Raw genomic sequence first — 17,810 nt, 5'->3', positions numbered from 1 at the left:
CCCCGACTAGGTTGGGTCGCATGCATCGCAGCCGCGTGTCCACGTTCCTGATCGACGTACGCCGCGATGACACGGACCGAGCCGCCACCTTCTGGGCCGAGGCCCTGGGCGTGCGCACGTCGTCGCCGGAGGTCGAGCGCCTCCAAGGCCTGGGCGCCGTCGAGGTCTCCAGCTGGCAGGGCTGCCACACTCTCCGAGCGCCCGGCGGTCATCTCCTCTGCGTCATCCCGGTCCACAGCTACCCGGCCGACTTCACCGAACACGCGACCACCTGGGGGATCGGATGACGGATCTTGCACGCACGTTCCAGCACGAAGCGGTGGCGGAGGCGTACCAGCACCGGCCGCCGTACCCGGACGAGGTCTTCGGCCGGCTCGAGGCCCTGATCACCGACGAGCCGCGGCGGGTGCTCGACATCGGCGCCGGTGAGGGCGCGATCGCTCGGCCGCTCGCGTCCCGGGTCGAGCGCGTCGACGCGATCGACATCTCACCGGCGATGGTCGACGCGGGGAAGCGCCGGCCCGGCGGCGACCAGGAGAACATCCGCTGGCAGGTGAGCAGCATCGAGACGGCCGAGCTGGACGGGCCGTACGCGCTCGTCACCGCCGGCGCCAGCATCCACTGGATGCCGTGGGAGGAGACGTTCGCCCGGATCGTCCCGCACCTGGCACCGGCCGCGCAGCTCGTCGTGATCGAGCACGGTCCGGTGGACGAGCCGTGGTGGGACGAGCTCGTCACGGTCATCGAGCGCCACTCCCGCAAGCAGAACCACGATCCGAAGTTCAGTGTGGTGGACGCGATCCGCGAGCGCGGTCTGCTCGATCTGACCGGTACGGCGAGGACCGCGCCGGTGACGTACCGCCAGCGGGTCGCCGACTACATCGAGCAGTTCCACTCGACGTCGAGCCTGGCCCGGGACCTGATGCCCGCTGCCGAGGCCGCCGAGTTCGATGCGGGTGTCGAGGCGGCCGTGCGGCCTTACGCGCAGGACGGCGTACTCGAGCTGCAGATCCAGGCCGAGCTCAGCTGGGGCCGACCGCTAAGTCTCTAGCGCGTCGGCGCGGGACTGGAGGTAGCGCTGCTCCGGCGCGCTCTCTGTCAGCCGTGCCGCGAGCCGATAGGCATCACGAGCGGCCTCATGATCGCCGGACAGCTCGAGCAGGTGCGCGCGTACGGCGGCCAGCCGGTGGTGATCCGTCAACGCGGGATCGACGTCGTCGAGCAGCGCCAGCCCGGCCGCCGGACCATGCACCATGGCGACCGCGACGATCCGGTTGAGCGTGACCATCGGACCGGGCGCGGTCGACTCGAGCAGTTCGTACAGCATCAGGATCTCGCGCCAGTCGGTGTCCTCGGCCCGCTGCGCCTCGTCGTGGACCGCGGCGATCGCGGCCTGCAGCTGGTACGCGCCGACCGGTGCCGACCTGAGCGTCGACGCGATCAACTCGGTGCCCTCGGCAATCGCCTGCGCGTCCCACAACGTCCGGTCCTGCTCCGGCAACGGCACCAGTGCACCGTCGGCCGTCGTCCGCGCGGGCCGACGGGCGTCCGTCAGCAACATCAGCGCGAGCAACCCGGCGACCTCGCCCTCAGCCGGCAACTCCGAGTGCAGCTGCCGGGTGAGCCGGATCGCTTCCGTGCTCAGCTCGACCCGATGCAGCGACGAGCCGGACGACGCCGTGTAGCCCTCGTTGAAGATCAGATACAGCACATGCAGTACGGCGGCCAGCCGCTCGGGCTGCTCGGCCGCCGGTGGCAACGCGAACCGTGCCCCCCGCAACTTCGCCTTCGCCCGGCTGATCCGCTGCCCGATCGTTGCCTCCGGCACCAGAAAGGCCCGGGCGATCTCGCTCGTGGTCAGTCCGCCGACGGCCCGCAGGGTGAGCGCGACCTGCGACTGGGAGGTGAGCGACGGATGACAGCAGAGCATCAGCAGCGTCAGCGAGTCGTCGACCGAGGACGCGGGCTCCGGCTCCGGAGCGGCGGCGATCGTCTCCTCCCGCCGTTGCCTGGCCGCCTCGCTGCGTAGCACCTCGATCCGCCGCCGCGACGCGACCGTGATCAGCCAGCTCCGCGGATTGTCCGGTACGCCGTCGCCCGGCCACTGCAGAGACGCGGCCAGCAGCGCCTCCTGGACGGCGTCCTCGCACGCGTCGAAGTCGCCGTACCGGCGGACCAGCGCGCTGAGCACCTGCGGCGCCTGCTCCCGCAGCAGCTCGTCGAGCTGCATCAGGTGTACGCCGACAAGTCGCGGACCGGTCGTACTTCGACGACGCTGAACGGAGCCTCCGGGATCTGCGCGACGATCTCGACCGCCCGGTCCATCGAGTCGCAGTCGAGCAGGTAGAACCCGGCCAGCTGCTCCTTGACCTCGGCGAACGGACCGTCGGTCGTCATCGGCCGGCCGTCACGAACGAGCACTTGCTTGGTCAGCCCGGGATCGTCCAGCGACTCCGACGCGACCAGCTCCCCGCGTGCGTCGAGTGCCTCGTGCAGCGCGGCGTACCCGGCCATGCCCTCCTTCTTCTGCTCGTCGGTCAGCGAGTCCCACACCGCCCGTGACTCCGGGTTGCCGTAGATCAGCACCAGGAACTTCATCGCCACCCCTCCCGTTCAACAACCTAAGGTCGTGTCTGATGGTCCCGCGCCTACTGCGCGGCACTCTGCACGGCACCTCGCCGCACTGGCGCAAAGGCCACGATGCTCCGCATCGAGACCTTCGCTCCAGCACGCCGATGCACCGCACCGAGCACCTGCTCGCTACGGCGCGGGACCATCAGACACGACCTAGCATCACCCTTGCGTATCGATCGGGTCACCGGTTCGTCGCGGGCGTAGCGGGAACGGGGACGGCGCGTTCAGGTATCAGGGGGAAGGCCGGGCCTGCCCCGGGATGGCCGGGGGTAAACGTGTCGACGTGCCCAAGTACAGTTACGACCGGTATTTCAGGGTGAGAGAGAGGGAGGGGTCGCGTGCCGGAGCTGGAAGTGTCCGACCGGGTGCTCACGATCCCGAACGCGCTCAGCTTCCTCCGGTTGCTGGGAGTGCCGCTGTTCCTCTGGCTGATCCTCGGCCCGCAGGAGGACGGCTGGGCGCTGCTGGTGCTGGCCGTCTCCGGGTTCACCGACTGGGCGGACGGCCAGATCGCCCGCCGGATGAACCAGACCACCCGGCTCGGTCAGATGCTCGACCCGGTCGCGGACCGGCTGTACATCTTCGCCACCGTGATCGGCCTTGCGCTGCGCGACATCATCCCATGGTGGCTGGCGATCGCGCTGCCGCTGCGTGACCTGCTGCTCACGTTCACCCTGCCGGCGCTGCACCGCCGCGGCTTCAACGCGCTGCCGGTGCACTTCCTCGGCAAGTCGGCCACGTTCTGCCTGCTGTACGCGTTTCCGCTGCTCCTGCTCGGCGACGGCGACAGCACCCTCAACCTGCTGGCCCGCGTGTTCGGCTGGGCGTTCGCGATCTGGGGGACCGGGCTGTACTACTGGGCCGGCGCTCTGTACTTCGCCCAGCTGCGCCACCTCGTCCAGACGGTGAAACCGATCAACGACCCGGCCGGGTAGACCCGTGACTCAGTCTGCTCCACCGAAGGAAGGCCCGCCGAAGCGACGCGTCGACGCATCGATGTCGCTGCTGAACAATCTGATGGCGCACCCCCTCGACGAGGGGTACGCCGTCGCCGCCCGGACCCGCCCGAAGACCGGCGGAAAGCCGTTCCGGTCCCGGCACCGGGTGATGCTGGTGGCGGCCACGCTCGTCCTGGGCTTCCTGCTCGCGGTCGCCGCCGCGCAGAACTACCGCAGCGCGCCCGCGGCGGAGAAGCAGCGCGACGAGCTGATCACCCGGATCAACCAGGCCGACTCCCGGCTGAACGGCCTGCGCACCCAGCAGACCCAGCTGGCCGACGAGGTACGCCGGTTGCAGGCGAGCGGACTGAGCAACACCAGTTCGGGCGCGACGCTGCAGCAGCAGCTGGACGACCTCGAGCTGCGCACCGGCGCGATCGCGGTCACCGGCCCCGGCCTCAAGGCGGTGGTCGACGACGCGAAGGACGCCGACAAAGAGGGCCGGCTGCTCGACGTCGACCTCCAGCAGCTGGTCAACGGTCTGTGGACCGCGGGCGCGGAGGCGATCTCGGTGAACGGTCACCGGCTCACCTCGCTGACCGCGATCCGGGGCGCGGGCAGTGCCATCACGGTCGACTACAGTTCGCTGACCCCGCCGTACACAGTGCTCGCGATCGGGGACACCGCGACCATGCCGGCCCGGTTCGCGCAGAGCTCGGGCGGCCAGTGGGTGCAGTACCTGGTCAGCAATTTCGATGTCCGGATGACGATCACGACGGAGGATTCCGTGCTGGTGCCGGCCGATGCGACCATCGCGTTGCGCTACGCGAAGGTGGGACCGAGATGATCGCCGTACTCGGGCTGGTGATCGGCGTGGTGCTCGGCCTGCTGGTCGCGCCCGACGTCCCGGAGTGGGCCCAGCCGTACCTGCCGATCGCCGTCGTCGCCGCCCTCGACGCGGTGTTCGGGGCGCTGCGGGCGTTCCTGGACGGGATCTTCGACGACAAGGTGTTCGTCGTCTCGTTCGTGTCGAACGTCCTGATCGCGGCGCTGATCGTCTACCTGGGTGACCAGCTGGGCGTCGGCTCGCAGCTGTCCACCGGCGTGGTCGTCGTCCTGGGGATCCGGATCTTCACCAACATGGCCGCCATCCGCCGCCACATCTTCAGGGCCTGACATGAGCGACGACAAACCCGATCCGAAGCCCGACCCGGTCGACCCGGTCGAGCCGCAGCCATCCGACTCGCAGCCGGCCGAGCCGCGGCCGGTCGAGCGAGCGGTCGACCTGCAGCCGTCCGACGCGCAGCCGGTCGAGCGAGCGGTCGAGCCGAAAGCGGCCGAGTCCGAGCCGCCAGCGGCCGAGTCGGAGCCGAAAGCGGCCGAGTCGGAGCCGCCGCAGCCGGACGAGCCGACGCCGATGCCGCGGCCGAAGAAGCCGCGGACGCCGAACCTGGCGTTGCGCCGGCTCAAGGCGGGGTTCAAGCCGTCCCGCGGCCAGGCCATCGTCGCCGTCGTGCTCGCGCTGGTCGCCTGCATGGCCGTCGTCCAGGTCCGGGTGAACCGGGCCGACGACGGCTACCAGAACGCCCGCCGCGAGGACCTGATCGCGATCCTCGACGGCCTCGGCCAGAACACCCGCCGGCTGGAGAGCGAGATCGCCGAGCTGGAGGAGCGGAAGAACTCGCTGTCCTCCAGCGCCGACAAGGCCCAGACCGCCCGCGAGCAGGCCGAGGCCCAGGTCCGGGTGCTCGGCATCCTGGCCGGCACGCTGCCCGCGCAGGGACCCGGCGTCCGGATCACGCTGAACGACCCCGAGGGCAAGATGACGTCGAGCAACCTGCTGGACGCGATCGAGGAACTGCGCGACGCCGGTGCCGAGGCGATCCAGATCAACGGGTCCGCCCGGGTGGTCGCGAGTACGGACTTCGTCGACGACGCGCCGGGGATCCGGATCGACGGTCAGAAGGTGAATTCGCCGTACGTTGTCGAGGCGATCGGGGAGTCGCACAACCTCGCCGAGGCGGCGAACTTCCCGGGCGGTCTGGTCAGCGAGGTGACCGGTCCGCAGGTGGGTGGTACGGCCGAGGTGACCGAGCTCGACTCGGTCCAGATCACCGCCTTGCACGCGCCGGAGGAGCATCGCTACGCTCGCCCGGCGCCCAGCCCGACCAAGTAGGCCAGCCGTTCCAGTAGAAAGAGGACCGAGGTGTACCCCGAAGACCTGAAGTACACGGCCGAGCACGAGTGGGTGAAGGCCGGCGAGGGCCCGGTGCGGGTCGGTATCACCGACTTCGCGCAGGACGCGCTCGGTGACATCGTGTACGTGCAGCTGCCCGAGGTCGGCAGCGCGGTGCGGGCCGGCGACGCCTGTGGCGAGCTGGAGTCCACCAAGAGCGTCAGCGACCTGTTCGCGCCGGTCAACGGCACCGTGACCGCCGTCAACGAGGCGCTCGCCGACCAGCCGGACCTGGTCAACAGCGACCCGTACGGCGAGGGCTGGCTGCTCGACATCGAGCTCGAGGACACCGCCGAGGTGGAGGCGCTGATGGACGCCGAGACCTACCAGGGACAGCTCGACCAGAGCTGAGGAGTGGGCGGCTTGTCCGCTCCTGATAGGTTGGCCGGACCTCAACCGCTGGTCGAGGGTTGAGGTCCGCGAATCCGCGTCCACACTTGTTCATACGGGGTCTACGAAAACGTCGCCGGACCGCCGGCGATCGGGAGGATCACAGCATGCCGTTCTGCAACCAGTGCGGGCACGAGAACTCCGAGGGCAGCCGGTTCTGCTCGCAGTGCGGAGCGATGCTCCCTGGCGCGGACCGCCCGGCGGCAGCCCCGGCGACGCCGCCGGCGACTCCTGGTGTCACCGACACCGCGATGCTGACCCCGATCGGCGTCGAGCCCGAGCCCGAGCGCACCGGTGAGCCGCTGTCGCCCGACGACGAGGCCGCGGTCGGCGCGCTTCCGGCCGGGTCGGCCCTGCTGATCGTCCAGCGCGGCCCGAACGCGGGCAGCCGGTTCCTGCTCGACGTCGACGTGGTCACCGCGGGCCGGCACCCGGACAGCGACATCTTCCTCGACGACGTGACGGTGTCCCGCCGGCACGCCGAGTTCCGCCGCGACGCGTACGGCGTGAAGGTCCGCGACGTCGGCAGCCTGAACGGCACGTACGTGAACCGCGACCGGATCGACGAGGTCCAGCTGACCAACGGCGACGAGGTCCAGATCGGCAAGTACCGGTTGGTGTACTACGCCAGTGGCCAAGCCTGATCCGACCGCCGAGGGCCGCGGCATCGGAGCGGTGCTGCAGCTGCTGCAGGCCGAGTTCGCCGACGTCACCATCTCCAAGATCCGCTTCCTCGAGGCCGAGGGACTGGTGACGCCGGCCCGGACCGCCTCCGGCTACCGCAAATTCAGCGCCGCGGACGTCGAGCGGTTGCGCTACGTGCTGACCGCGCAACGCGACCAGTACCTGCCGCTGAAGGTGATCAAGGAGCATCTCGGTGCGATCGACCGCGGTCTGCGCCCGGCGGCCGGTGGTCCACCGGTCGCCCCGAGCTCGTTGCCGCAGACCCCGGGACAGCCGGTCGCCGAGGACTTCGGTGCCGACGGCATCGAGCTGCGGCTGACCCGGGCGGAGCTCCGCGCCGCCGCGGAGATCTCGGCCGAGCTGCTGGACCAGTTGGAGAGCCACGGCCTGGTGGTGGCCCGTGGCAACCACTACGACGGTGACGCGATCGTCGTCGCGCGGGTGGCCGCCGAGTTCGCGCCGTACGGGATCGAGCCGCGGCACCTGCGGCTGTTCCGGACGGCGGCCGATCGCGAGGCCGGCCTGATCGAGCAGGTCACCGGACCCCGCCGGACCGAACAGACCGAGGAGCTGGCCGCACTGGCGGTCCGGTTGCACACCGCGCTGGTCCGTTCCCGGCTGCCTCGCTAGCCACCCCGAGGGCCTACCGGTCCCGGCACCTCGGAGTAGGCTGAAGGGGTGCGCGAAGTCGACGTGGTCGGAGTCCGGGTAGAGATGCCCTCGAGTCAGCCGATCGTGCTGCTCCGGGAGGTCGGCGGAGAGCGGTACCTGCCGATCTGGATCGGCGCGGCCGAGGCGAGTGCGATCGCGTTCGCCCAGCAGGGCATGGAGCCGCCCCGGCCGCTCACCCACGACCTGTTCGCCGAGACCATCCGCGTGCTCGGGCACACGCTCAGCCAGGTCCGGATCGTGAACCTGACCGACGGTGTGTTCGAGGCGATCCTGGTGTTCGACGACAAGACCGAGATCTCGGCGCGGCCGTCGGACTCGATCGCCCTCGCGCTGCGCACCGGCACCCCGGTGTTCTGCACCGAGGAGATTCTGGCCGAGGCCGGCATCCCGGTTCCGGACAGTGAGGACGCCGGCGCCGACGAGGTGGAGGAGGAAGAGGAGGTCGAGCGCTTCCGCGAGTTCCTCGACCAGGTGACTCCGGAGGATTTCGACAAGAGCTGACACCCCGTAGGCAGGGCGGGGACGCCCGGCGGACCGGAGTGGTACAAGACCAGATAGGTAACGATTCGGGCGGCGGTCGCGACACGCTCTCCGCTCGGTGCGGTTGTCGTTGACCCTCCCAGGTCGGCGGCTTACCTTGAAGGAGTCGTGGGGTGTTGTCACTCCACGGATGTGACCCGTTCCAGTCGGTACCCAGGGAGGCTCAGGCGTGACACGCACCGGCGACACGGATCTGACGGCGCAGTCGACGTCCGAAGCACACGCCGAGGCGGCCGCTACCGCCGGCGTGCAGGGTCTGCTCTTCGACGACGACCTGCGGCCGATGCCGGAGGACGTCGGGTTCCGCGGTCCGACGGCGTGCGCCGCGGCCGGGATCACCTACCGTCAGCTCGACTACTGGGCCCGCACCGGTCTGGTCTCGCCGTCCGTCCGCCCGGCGACGGGCTCCGGCACGCAGCGGTTGTACGGGTTCCGCGACGTTCTCTTGCTGAAAGTGATCAAGCGGCTGCTCGACGCCGGGATCTCGCTGCAGCAGATCCGGACCGCGATCGCGCATCTGAGCAAGCGGGGCATCGACGACCTGACCCAGATCACGCTGATGAGCGACGGTGCCTCGGTGTACATGTGCACCTCGCCGGACGAGGTGATCGACCTGCTGGCCGGCGGCCAGGGGGTGTTCGGGATCGCCCTCGGCGGTGTCTGGCGCGAGGTCGAGGGTTCGCTGTCCGAGCTGCCGACCGAGCGCGCCGACGGTCACGAGGACGCCGACGGTCACGCGAACGACGAGCTCGCCGCCCGTCGCCGCGCCCGTATGACCGGCTGACCTCCGACTGGCGGCTGACCTCCGGCTGGCTGCCGACCGAACTGTTCGGGGATTCCTGGTAGCCTCGGTGCAGCCGTACACAGCACTCGGGAGAGACCCGTGCAACCGGGCGCCGAAGGGGCAATTCCTCCCCGGAACCTCTCAGGCCCATGGACCGAGTGCCACAGGCGACTCTGGAGCGCGCAGCGCGTGACAGAGGGGGAGGCGACCGGAAGCACGTCAGCAACGGAGCCTCTTGATGACCGAACTCTCTGCAATCTTCGCCGACCGACACATCGGGCCGCGCCCGGACGAGGTCGCCCGCATGGTCCAGCTCCTCGGGTACGACGACGTCGACGCGCTGGTGGACGCCGCGGTCCCCGCGTCGATCCGGTCCGCCGAGGCGCTCCGGCTGCCCGAACCGGCCTCCGAGGTGGACGCGCTGCACGAGCTGCGTCAGCTCGCCGCCCGGAACACCGTCGCCACCTCGATGATCGGCCAGGGGTACTACGGCACCTTCACACCGAGCGTGATCGTCCGGCGCCTGGTCGAGAACCCGGCCTGGTACACGGCCTACACGCCGTACCAGCCGGAGATCTCGCAGGGCCGCCTCGAGGCACTGCTGAACTTCCAGACCGCGGTCTCCGACCTGACCGGTCTGCCGACCGCGAACGCGTCGCTGCTCGACGAGGGCACCGCGGCCGCCGAGGCGATGACGCTGGCCCATCGGTCGAACAAGAAGAGCAAGTCCGACCGCTTCCTGGTCGACGCCGACTGCTTCGCGCAGACCATCGCGGTGGTCCGGACCCGGGCCGAGGCGCTCGGCATCGAGGTCGTCGTCGCCGACACCACCGACGGCCTACCCGAGGGTGACTTCTTCGGCTTCCTGGTGCAGTACCCGGGCTCCGGTGGCGTCGTCCGTGACCTCAAGCCGCTGATCGCCGCCGCGCACGAGCGCGACACCCTGGTCGCGGTCGCCTCCGACCTGCTCGCGCTGACGTTGCTCGAGGCACCGGGGGAGGCCGGCGCCGACATCGTGATCGGGTCCTCCCAGCGCTTCGGCGTACCGCTGTTCTACGGCGGTCCGCACGCCGGCTTCATGTCCGTGCGTTCCGGTCTGGAGCGGTCGTTGCCCGGTCGCCTGGTCGGGGTCTCGGTCGACGCCGACGGCGCCCCGGCGTACCGGCTGGCGCTGCAGACCCGGGAGCAGCACATCCGTCGCGAGAAGGCGACCTCCAACATCTGTACGGCGCAGGTCCTGCTGGCCGTGGTCGCGTCGATGTACGCCGTCTACCACGGGCCGGACGGGCTGCGGGCGATCGCCGAGCGGGTCCACGGGTACGCCGGCAAGCTCGCCGCGTCGCTGCGCGCGGGTGGTGTCGAGGTCGTGCACGGCGACTTCTTCGACACCGTGCTCGCCCGGGTCCCCGGCCAGGCCGCGGACGTGGTCGACGCCGCCCGGCAGAACGGCATCTGGCTGCGGCAGGTCGACGCGGACCACGTCGGCATCTCCTGCGACGAGAAGACCGACGTCGTCGCGCTGACCCGGGTCTGCGATGCCTTCGGCGTCCGGTACGACGGTTCGCTCGAGGCGCCCGCTGTCGCGGTGCCGCGGACCACGGACTACCTGACGCACCCGGTGTTCAACACGCACCGCTCCGAGACCGCCATGCTGCGGTACCTGCGCAAGCTGTCCGACTACGACTACGCGCTGGACCGCGGGATGATCCCGCTCGGGTCCTGCACGATGAAGCTGAACGCGACCACCGAGATGGAGCCGGTCACCTGGCCGGAGTTCGCCGACCTGCACCCGTTCGCGCCGATCGAGGACGCCGCCGGGTACGTGAAGCTGATCGGTCAGTTGGAGCGCTGGCTGGCCGAAGTGACCGGGTACGCGAAGGTCTCGATCCAGCCGAACGCGGGCTCGCAGGGTGAGCTGGCCGGCCTGCTCGCGATCCGCGGGTACCACCACGCGCAGGGCGACTTCGAGCGGAACGTCTGCCTGATCCCGGCGAGCGCGCACGGCACGAACGCCGCCTCCGCGGTGATGGCCGGCATGAAGGTGGTCGTTGTCAAGGGCAACGACGACGGCACGATCGACCTGGACGACCTGCGGGCGAAGGCGTCCGAGCACGCCGGCAGGCTCGCGGCGATCATGATCACCTACCCGTCCACCCACGGGGTGTACGAGGAGAGCGTCACCGAGGTCTGCCGGATCGTCCACGACCACGGCGGTCAGGTGTACGTCGACGGCGCGAACCTGAACGCCCTGCTCGGTCTGGCCAAGCCGGGCGAGTTCGGCGGCGACGTCAGCCACCTGAACCTGCACAAGACCTTCTGCATCCCGCACGGTGGCGGTGGCCCGGGTGTCGGTCCGGTGGCCGTGGCCGCGCACCTGGCTCCGTACCTGCCGAACCACCCGCTGCTGGACCAGGCCGGTCCGGAGTCCGGGGTCGGCCCGATCAGCGCGGCGCCGTTCGGTTCGGCCGGGGTGCTGGCGATCTCGTGGGCGTACATCCGGATGATGGGTGCCGAGGGTCTGACGGCTGCCACGAAGGCCGCCGTCCTGACCGCGAACTATGTGGCGAAGCGGCTCGAGGGCGCGTTCCCGGTGCTCTACACCGGCGAGAACGGCCTGGTCGCGCACGAGTGCATCCTGGATCTGCGGCCGATGACCAAGGAGACCGGGATCAGCGTCGACGACGTCGCGAAGCGGCTGATCGACTACGGGTTCCACGCGCCGACGATGTCGTTCCCGGTCGCGGGCACGCTGATGGTGGAGCCGACCGAGTCCGAGGACCTCGGTGAGCTCGACCGGTTCTGCGACGCGATGATCGCGATCCGGCACGAGATCGACCGGGTCGCGGCGGGGGAGTGGCCGGCCGCCGACAACCCGCTGGTTAACGCGCCGCACACCGCCGAGTCGGTGATCAACGACAAGTGGGAGCACGCCTACACTCGCGAGGAGGCGGCGTTCCCGCGCTCGGTCGACCGGACCTCGAAGTACTGGCCCCCGGTCCGGCGTATCGACGGAGCCTACGGCGACCGCAACCTCATCTGCTCCTGCCCATCCCCGGAGGCCTTTGAGTGACCCTGGTTCGACCCGATACCGCCGCCGCGCTCCTCACCGGGATCGCGGCGGCGCAGAGCGAAGGAAAGTTGCCGTCGGTGAACGCCGGCGTGGTCCGGGACGGTGCGCTGGTCTGGACCGGGTCGCGGGGACAGTTCGCCACTGCCGACGGTGGTGCACCGGGGCCGGACGTGCAGTACCGGATCGGGTCGATCACGAAGACGCTGACCGCTGTGTTGGTGATGCAGTGCCGCGACGACGGGTTGCTCGCGCTGAACGATGCCGTGGGCAAGCATCTGCCGGGGATCGCGTTCGGTGACCGGACGATCCGGCACCTGCTGGCGCACAGCGGCGGGATGAACGCCGAGCCCGAGGGCCCGTGGTGGGAGCGGAACCCCGGTGTCACGTTCGACCAGTTGGCGGCGGCGATGGACGAGTCGCAGGCGGTCGGTCCGGCCGACCGTCGCCACCACTACTCGAACCTCGGGTACGGGCTGCTCGGTGAGGTCGTGGCCCGGTTGCGCGGCGCGTCCTGGCTGGAGCTGGTGCAGGAGCGGATCCTCGATCCGCTCGAGATGCGTCGTACGACGTACTTCCCGTCGGGCCCGTCGGCGCAAGGGTTCTCCGTGCACCCGTTCAGCGGTCAACTGGTGGAGGAACCGGCGTACGACGCGGGGGCGATGGCGCCGGCCGGGCAGTTGTGGAGCACGATCGAGGACCTGGCGAAGTACGCGATGTTCTGGATCGACCCGATCTACGAGGTGCTGCACCGGGACACGGTCGAGGAGATGGCGGCGCCGGTGGCCGCGGATCCACGGGAAGGACTGACCGCGTCGTACGGTCTGGGCCTGCGGCTGATCGCCGACGATCCGCACCTGCTCGTGGGCCACACCGGCTCGATGCCCGGCTTCCTGGCCGGCCTGTTCGTCGACCGCGCCCGCCGCCTCGGCGCCGTCACCCTCGGCAACGCCACCTTCGGCAGAGTCGCCTCACTGCCCCCTGACCTGATCGAAACGCTGGCCACCTACGAGCCCAGCCTTCCGCCGGAGTGGCTCCCAGAGGCGCCCCTGGCCCAAGGTTCGGAGCTCCTCGGCCATTGGTACTGGGGTAACACACCCCTCACCATGTCCGTCTCCGCCGGCATCCTCCAGCTCACCGGCGGCCTCACCACCCGCTTCTCCCCACTGGGCCCGGATCTGTACCAAGGCCGCGACGGCTACCTCGCCGGCGAGAAACTCCGCGTCGTCCGCAACGGCCCCACCATCACCCACCTCAACGTCGCCACCTTCGTGCTGACGAGAACGCCGTACGGGCTAGGAGATGATCTCGACCAGACGTAAGCCTTCGGTCGGACCGGTGACGGACAGCTCCGCGACCTGGCCGATCCCTTTGACGTAGTACTTGTTGTCCAGCACGTCCGGTTCGAGCGCGGTCGTCTCCGCCGTCCGGAGGGCGTGCCGGAACGTGCCGAGCGGGACGGTCACCGTGGCGTTGCGGCCGACGACCCAGAAGATGTCCTCGGCGTGGCCGGCGTACCACTCCTGGCGGAACTTGCGGCCGAGTTGTGGATGAGCCTGCATGAAGACACCGGGCTGCGCGCCGTCGACGCCCGCGTGGAAGCTGCCCTCGCGGCTGACGACACGACCGCGGCTGTCCAGTTCGGCAGTGTCCTCACCGAAGTACCAGACGTTGCCGCAGCGGTCCTGGGCGTAGTAGTCGCTGGTCCGCTCCTGGAGCACGTTGTCCAGATAGAGGCGGTCCTCGACGACTCGGGTCCGGACGCCCGCGATCACCCTGGTCCGAGATGTCGTGACGACCAGATCGAGGGCCTTCTCGCCGTCCTTGACGCCGGTGGAGACCAGCGTGCGGCCGGGCTTGAGCGGGAACCACGGGTTGGTCACGTTCGGCGAGAAGTCGGCGGGATCGATCTTCGGGTGGTACTGACTGCCTGGACCGAACACCGGGAGTCTGCACGTCGACGGGTGCGCGGAGCTTGTGGTGGGGATGGCGCCGACGAGCAGGGCGGCGACGGCGAGCAGGACGACGGACTTCATGGGCTGTGCTCCTCTCGTTCATCGTTCAGCGTGCGACCGAGGGGCTGAACGAGGCCTGAACGGGTGAGGCTCGCCACTCCGGGGGTGGCCGAGTTGACACGATGAGTCAGCGGGACAAAAGTTAGGGCTGCCTTAGTAAGGCTTGCCTTACTCGACAACATCTCCTGGGAGTCTGGATGTCGCAGCCCGCGCGTCTGACCGCGCTGCCCGCACCCGTTCGCGACCCGTTCGCCGCACGGTGGCCGCTCGCCTCGACGGTGCCGGACCGTGCGCGTGGACCGTTGCCGCACGGTTCGCCGGTGGAGGTGCTGCGGCGTACGGCGGAAGTCCTGGGCGAGCCGCGGGTTCCGTCGACCGGGGTCGGGGAGTCCGCGGCGCTGGACCTGATCGCCGGGCTGCTCGAGGAGAACGGGATCGACCTGAGCCACCCGCACGCGGCCGCGCACCTGCAGCCGCCGGTCCTGCAGGTCGCTGTGGACGCGGACGCGCTGGCGTCGGCGAGCAACGCGTCGATGGACACCTACGACTCCGGTCCCGCGACGCTCGCGATCGAGCAGTGGGTGGTGAAGGCGCTGGCCGGCCTGGCCGGGTTCGGTCCGGCGGCGGACGGCGTACTCACGCCCGGCGGCTCGATCTCGAACCTGCTCGCCGTACTGATCGCCCGCGACGCCGCGGCCGCTTCCGCGGGGATCGACGTACGGCGGCACGGCCTGCAGGGACTGGATCACCCGGTGGTGTTCTGCTCCGAGCTCGCCCACTTCTCGGTCCAGCGAGCCTGTGCCGCCCTCGGGCTCGGTGAGGAGGCCGCGATCACGATCGCCTCCGACGAGAACTTCCGGATGCGCACCGACGTACTCGCCGACGAGCTGGCCAGACCCGGCCGGACGCCGGTCGCGGTGATCGCCACGGCCGGTACGACGGACTTCGGGTCGGTGGATCCGATCGCGCCGATCGCCGAGCTGGCCCGGCGGTACGGCGCCTGGGTACACGTCGACGCGGCGTACGGGTTCGGGGCGCTGTTCTCGGACCGGCTCGCGCCGCTGCTGGCGGACCTGCCGCACGCGGACTCGGTCACGCTGGACCTGCACAAGATCGGCTGGCAGCCGGCCGCGACCAGCGTGCTGCTGGTGGCCGACCGGAACCGGTTCTCCGCCTTCGACCGCTCGGTCGACTACCTGAACCCGGCCGACGACATCGACTCCGGGCTGGACGGTCTGCTCGGCCGGAGCCTGCAGACCACCCGCCGTCCGGATGCGGTCAAGGTCGCCACCACACTGACGGCATACGGGCGGGCCGGACTGGGCACGATGCTCGACACCTGCCACGAGCTCGCGCATGCCGCCGCGGCCCGGGTCGTTGCCGACAGCAACCTCGAGTTGCTGGCGCCGGTGACCCTGACCACGGTGGTGTTCCGGGTCGCCGGGCAGGGGCTGGAGCCGGTTGCTTCGGACGCGCTCCAGGGTGAGGTCCGGCGCCGGTTGCTGACCTCCGGACGGGTGCTGATCGGCCGGACGAAGGTCCCGGCCCGCGGCGGCCGCCCGGCGGCGGTCGCGTTGAAGCTGACGCTGCTGAACCCGAATGCCACCGCGACGGACATCGAGGATCTGCTCGATCAGGTCGTCGCCACCGGCCTGGACGTGCTGGCGGAGAGTGGCGAAGGAGCGGCGTGACATCTCTCGCAATTACGGCTCATCTCAACGCGATCCTGCGCTGCTATACCCGTGAGACTGCAGTGCCTGTTGCTCTGGGTCCGTTGAGCTTCCAGGTCGGCGACCTCACGGTGACGGCGCGGGTCGAGCACGCGTCACGGACCGGCCTGCATCAGTTCACCGACGTACGAGTGGACGGTGTGGAGCCGGCGCCGGAGGAGCTGGTGCGGCTCCTGTCCGCGGACGCGGATCCGGCGGAGGTCGACGACCTGGCGGCGCGGACCGCGGAGTCGGTGCGCAACGTCTCGCTGTTCTGGGACCAGGCCGATGGCGAGCGGGGGCCGGGGCGCTTTCTCGAGGTCGAGCAGGCGTTGCTGCTCGGGCACCTGAATCATCCCGCGCCGAAGAGCCGGGACGGACTGAGCGGTGACGAGCTGGCGGCCTACTCGCCGGAGCTCGGTGGCCGCTTCGCAGTGCACTGGTTCGAAGCCGACGCCGAACTGGTGTCGTCGGACCAGGTGGCCGGTGCGCCCTCGCTGCAGGGACTGGACGCTGTGCAGCTGATGGGCGCGTTGGCCGGCATCACTCCGTCTGCCGGCCGCGTGCTGATCCCGGCGCACCCGTGGCAGGCGGCGTCCGTGCTGCAGCGTCCGCGGGTGGCCGCGCTCGTCAAGGAGGGCCGGGTGAAGGCTCTCGGTCCGCAGGGCACTCAGTGGTACCCGACGTCGAGTCTGCGGACCGTCTTCCACCCGGAGATGTCAGTGATGCTCAAGCTGTCGCTCGGCCTGCGCATCACCAACTCCCGGCGCGAGTCGACGCCGACCGAGCTGCGCCGCGGGCTGGAGATCAACCGGCTGCTCGACGCCGCGTACAACGCCGGTACGGCGACCTCCCACCCGCGATTCACCATCGTCCGCGACCCGGCCTGGGTTGCTCTTGACGAGGGTGGACCAACATTGACGGGTCTTGACGTTGCTGTCCGAGAAGCGCCGGCAGACGTCAACAGTTATGCCTGTTTGGCCGGTCTGGTCGCACCGCGTCCGGGGGGCGTCAGCCGTCTGAGTGCGTACGCCGCGGAGGACCCGGCCGGCTGGGTGGCGGCGTACATCGACAACGTGCTGATCCCGATGCTGCATCTGTACGCCGAGACCGGCATCGGGCTCGAGGCCCACCAGCAGAACACGCTCGTCCGGCTGGACGGGCTCGGGCGGATCAAGGGCGGCGCGTATCGCGACAACCAGGGGTACTACCTGGCTTCGTCGTACCTGCGCGGTCTGCTGGCCGTGACCGGTCTGCAGGACTCGACGCTGGCTGTTGTCGATGATCCGATTGTCGACGATCGACTGACCTACTACCTGCTGCACAACCAAGCGCTGGCCGTTGTCGGCTGCCTGGCTGTGGACGGGGTTGCGGACGAGTCCCAGCTACTGCAAGTGGTACGTGACCGGCTGACCCTGGCGCTGCCCTTGCTGAAGGCGGCCGGGCCGGACGGCGATCGGCTCGCGCGGCGCTGGCTCGAGGCGGAGACGCTGCCGTGCAAGGCCAACATGATGACCCGGCTGCGCGGCATCGACGAGGTCGTCGCACCGCTGGACGCGCAGTCGGTCTACCTCGACATCCCGAACCCGCTGCGATGAGGTGTGACATCAGGCCGATGCTTCACCTGGACAACGGCTTCGACCTCCGCCCGGCCGGTGCCGAGGATGCCGCCAGGATCGCGTTGTGGATGGCGCAGCCGCACATCCGGCAGTGGTGGCACCAGGACTGGTCGGTGGAGCGCTGGGCCCAGGAGATCAGTCGGCAGGCGGCGGGGGAGCACTCCGTCCCGTGCGTGGCCGCGGTCGACGCCGAGGACTTCGGGTACGTCGAGCTGTACCGCGTGCGGCACGACCGGCTGGCGGAGTACTACCCCTCTGACGAGCACGACTGGGGAGTGCACGTCGCCATCGGGGACATCACCCGGGTCGGCCGCGGACTCGGGCGCGGGCTGCTCCGGGCTCTCGCGGAGGCGTTGCTGCGAGCCGATCCGGCCTGTCAGCGGGTCGTGGCCGAGCCGGACATCGAGAACACCCCGTCCGTCCGCGCGTTCGGCGCGGCGGGCTTCGCGCAGCAAGGGGAGCTACAGCTGCCCGACAAGACAGCACTACTGATGGTTCGCACTCGGACCGTGGAGGCATGAC

Annotated in this window: 19 protein-coding genes and 1 riboswitch; of the genes, 16 read left to right on the top strand and 3 right to left on the bottom strand. The window is 70.0% G+C overall.

What is annotated here, in order from left to right:
- Window positions 1-20: 20 nt before the first annotated feature.
- Window positions 21-287: a hypothetical protein gene (locus ACZ6O0_RS18015; RefSeq protein WP_465766034.1), complete on the top strand. Its 267-nt coding sequence runs from the start codon at window positions 21-23 to the stop codon at window positions 285-287.
- Window positions 284-1,051 carry a class I SAM-dependent methyltransferase gene (locus ACZ6O0_RS18010; protein WP_465766033.1) on the top strand — a complete coding sequence of 256 codons (768 nt, stop codon included), beginning with the start codon at window positions 284-286 and terminating at the stop codon, window positions 1,049-1,051. The genes ACZ6O0_RS18015 and ACZ6O0_RS18010 overlap by 4 nt, the downstream gene beginning before the upstream one ends.
- Here ACZ6O0_RS18010 and ACZ6O0_RS18005 read toward each other — a convergent pair.
- Window positions 1,040-2,230, bottom strand: a complete 1,191-nt coding sequence (locus ACZ6O0_RS18005; protein WP_465766032.1) for an RNA polymerase sigma factor — start codon at window positions 2,228-2,230, stop codon at window positions 1,040-1,042. The genes ACZ6O0_RS18010 and ACZ6O0_RS18005 overlap by 12 nt on opposite strands.
- Window positions 2,230-2,598, bottom strand: coding sequence for a YciI family protein (locus ACZ6O0_RS18000; RefSeq protein WP_465766031.1), 369 nt, complete (start codon window positions 2,596-2,598; stop codon window positions 2,230-2,232). Before ACZ6O0_RS18000 ends, ACZ6O0_RS18005 begins: the two co-directional genes overlap by 1 nt.
- Window positions 2,599-2,972: 374 nt before the next feature.
- On the opposite strand from ACZ6O0_RS18000, the gene ACZ6O0_RS17995 reads away from it, so the two are divergent.
- The 11 genes from ACZ6O0_RS17995 to ACZ6O0_RS17945 all read left to right on the top strand — a co-directional run bounded on the left by ACZ6O0_RS17995 (window position 2,973) and on the right by ACZ6O0_RS17945 (window position 13,267).
- Window positions 2,973-3,569, top strand: coding sequence for a CDP-alcohol phosphatidyltransferase family protein (locus ACZ6O0_RS17995; RefSeq protein ID WP_465766030.1), 597 nt, complete (start codon window positions 2,973-2,975; stop codon window positions 3,567-3,569).
- A 4-nt stretch (window positions 3,570-3,573) separates the two neighbouring features.
- Window positions 3,574-4,419 carry a DUF881 domain-containing protein gene (locus tag ACZ6O0_RS17990; protein ID WP_465766029.1) on the top strand — a complete coding sequence of 282 codons (846 nt, stop codon included), beginning with the start codon at window positions 3,574-3,576 and terminating at the stop codon, window positions 4,417-4,419.
- Window positions 4,416-4,748, top strand: coding sequence for a small basic family protein (locus tag ACZ6O0_RS17985; RefSeq protein ID WP_132188286.1), 333 nt, complete (start codon window positions 4,416-4,418; stop codon window positions 4,746-4,748). The genes ACZ6O0_RS17990 and ACZ6O0_RS17985 overlap by 4 nt, the downstream gene beginning before the upstream one ends.
- Window position 4,749: 1 nt before the next feature.
- On the top strand, window positions 4,750-5,748 hold the full coding sequence (locus tag ACZ6O0_RS17980) for a DUF881 domain-containing protein (protein ID WP_465766028.1): 999 nt from the start codon (window positions 4,750-4,752) through the stop codon (window positions 5,746-5,748).
- A 30-nt stretch (window positions 5,749-5,778) separates the two neighbouring features.
- A complete protein-coding gene (gene gcvH, locus ACZ6O0_RS17975; RefSeq protein WP_465680077.1) occupies window positions 5,779-6,159 on the top strand; it encodes a glycine cleavage system protein GcvH in 381 nt (126 codons plus the stop codon).
- 146 nt (window positions 6,160-6,305) lie between these two features.
- Window positions 6,306-6,842: an FHA domain-containing protein gene (locus tag ACZ6O0_RS17970; RefSeq protein WP_465766027.1), complete on the top strand. Its 537-nt coding sequence runs from the start codon at window positions 6,306-6,308 to the stop codon at window positions 6,840-6,842.
- Window positions 6,829-7,512 carry a transcriptional regulator FtsR gene (gene ftsR, locus ACZ6O0_RS17965; protein WP_465766026.1) on the top strand — a complete coding sequence of 228 codons (684 nt, stop codon included), beginning with the start codon at window positions 6,829-6,831 and terminating at the stop codon, window positions 7,510-7,512. The genes ACZ6O0_RS17970 and ftsR overlap by 14 nt, the downstream gene beginning before the upstream one ends.
- 48 nt (window positions 7,513-7,560) lie before the next feature.
- Entirely contained in the window at window positions 7,561-8,055 is a 495-nt protein-coding gene (locus ACZ6O0_RS17960) for a bifunctional nuclease family protein (protein ID WP_465766025.1), read from the top strand.
- Between the two features lie 208 nt (window positions 8,056-8,263).
- Window positions 8,264-8,878 (top strand): MerR family transcriptional regulator, encoded by a 615-nt coding sequence (locus ACZ6O0_RS17955; protein ID WP_465766024.1) that lies wholly within the window; start codon window positions 8,264-8,266, stop codon window positions 8,876-8,878.
- Between the two features lie 77 nt (window positions 8,879-8,955).
- A riboswitch (glycine riboswitch) is annotated at window positions 8,956-9,045 on the top strand.
- A gap of 71 nt (window positions 9,046-9,116) precedes the next feature.
- The gene (gcvP, locus tag ACZ6O0_RS17950) at window positions 9,117-11,948 is read left to right on the top strand and encodes an aminomethyl-transferring glycine dehydrogenase (RefSeq protein WP_465766023.1); all 2,832 of its coding nucleotides are present in this window, start codon (window positions 9,117-9,119) and stop codon (window positions 11,946-11,948) included.
- The gene (locus ACZ6O0_RS17945) at window positions 11,945-13,267 is read left to right on the top strand and encodes a serine hydrolase domain-containing protein (protein WP_465766022.1); all 1,323 of its coding nucleotides are present in this window, start codon (window positions 11,945-11,947) and stop codon (window positions 13,265-13,267) included. Before gcvP ends, ACZ6O0_RS17945 begins: the two co-directional genes overlap by 4 nt.
- Here ACZ6O0_RS17945 and ACZ6O0_RS17940 read toward each other — a convergent pair.
- On the bottom strand, window positions 13,241-13,981 hold the full coding sequence (locus ACZ6O0_RS17940) for a hypothetical protein (RefSeq protein WP_465766021.1): 741 nt from the start codon (window positions 13,979-13,981) through the stop codon (window positions 13,241-13,243). The genes ACZ6O0_RS17945 and ACZ6O0_RS17940 overlap by 27 nt on opposite strands.
- Window positions 13,982-14,157: 176 nt before the next feature.
- Here ACZ6O0_RS17940 and ACZ6O0_RS17935 point away from each other — a divergent pair, with 176 nt between their 5' ends.
- From ACZ6O0_RS17935 to ACZ6O0_RS17925, 3 genes are all read left to right on the top strand, one after another.
- Window positions 14,158-15,651: a pyridoxal phosphate-dependent decarboxylase family protein gene (locus ACZ6O0_RS17935; protein WP_465766020.1), complete on the top strand. Its 1,494-nt coding sequence runs from the start codon at window positions 14,158-14,160 to the stop codon at window positions 15,649-15,651.
- Between the two features lie 62 nt (window positions 15,652-15,713).
- On the top strand, window positions 15,714-17,267 hold the full coding sequence (locus ACZ6O0_RS17930) for an IucA/IucC family protein (RefSeq protein ID WP_465766019.1): 1,554 nt from the start codon (window positions 15,714-15,716) through the stop codon (window positions 17,265-17,267).
- Window positions 17,268-17,284: 17 nt separating this feature from the next.
- A complete protein-coding gene (locus ACZ6O0_RS17925; protein WP_465766018.1) occupies window positions 17,285-17,809 on the top strand; it encodes a GNAT family N-acetyltransferase in 525 nt (174 codons plus the stop codon).
- Window position 17,810: the final 1 nt, after the last annotated feature.

It is taken from the genome of Kribbella sp. NPDC048837, from assembly GCF_055586945.1.
Note: the sequence above shows the minus strand (reverse complement) of the source record. Positions and strands in the feature narration are given on the sequence as shown.

Excerpts from the sequence above, each read along its gene's own strand:
- ACZ6O0_RS17980 (WP_465766028.1), top strand. The coding sequence starts at position 4,750 with ATGAGCGACGACAAACCCGATCCGAAGCCCGACCCGGTCGACCCGGTC.
- ACZ6O0_RS17925 (WP_465766018.1), top strand. The coding sequence starts at position 17,285 with ATGCTTCACCTGGACAACGGCTTCGACCTCCGCCCGGCCGGTGCCGAG.
- ACZ6O0_RS17970 (WP_465766027.1), top strand. The coding sequence starts at position 6,306 with ATGCCGTTCTGCAACCAGTGCGGGCACGAGAACTCCGAGGGCAGCCGG.
- ACZ6O0_RS18005 (WP_465766032.1), bottom strand. The coding sequence starts at position 2,230 with ATGCAGCTCGACGAGCTGCTGCGGGAGCAGGCGCCGCAGGTGCTCAGC.
- ACZ6O0_RS17940 (WP_465766021.1), bottom strand. The coding sequence starts at position 13,981 with ATGAAGTCCGTCGTCCTGCTCGCCGTCGCCGCCCTGCTCGTCGGCGCC.
- gcvP (WP_465766023.1), top strand. The coding sequence starts at position 9,117 with ATGACCGAACTCTCTGCAATCTTCGCCGACCGACACATCGGGCCGCGC.
- ACZ6O0_RS17985 (WP_132188286.1), top strand. The coding sequence starts at position 4,416 with ATGATCGCCGTACTCGGGCTGGTGATCGGCGTGGTGCTCGGCCTGCTG.
- ACZ6O0_RS18000 (WP_465766031.1), bottom strand. The coding sequence starts at position 2,598 with ATGAAGTTCCTGGTGCTGATCTACGGCAACCCGGAGTCACGGGCGGTG.
- ACZ6O0_RS18010 (WP_465766033.1), top strand. The coding sequence starts at position 284 with ATGACGGATCTTGCACGCACGTTCCAGCACGAAGCGGTGGCGGAGGCG.
- ACZ6O0_RS18015 (WP_465766034.1), top strand. The coding sequence starts at position 21 with ATGCATCGCAGCCGCGTGTCCACGTTCCTGATCGACGTACGCCGCGAT.
- ACZ6O0_RS17935 (WP_465766020.1), top strand. The coding sequence starts at position 14,158 with ATGTCGCAGCCCGCGCGTCTGACCGCGCTGCCCGCACCCGTTCGCGAC.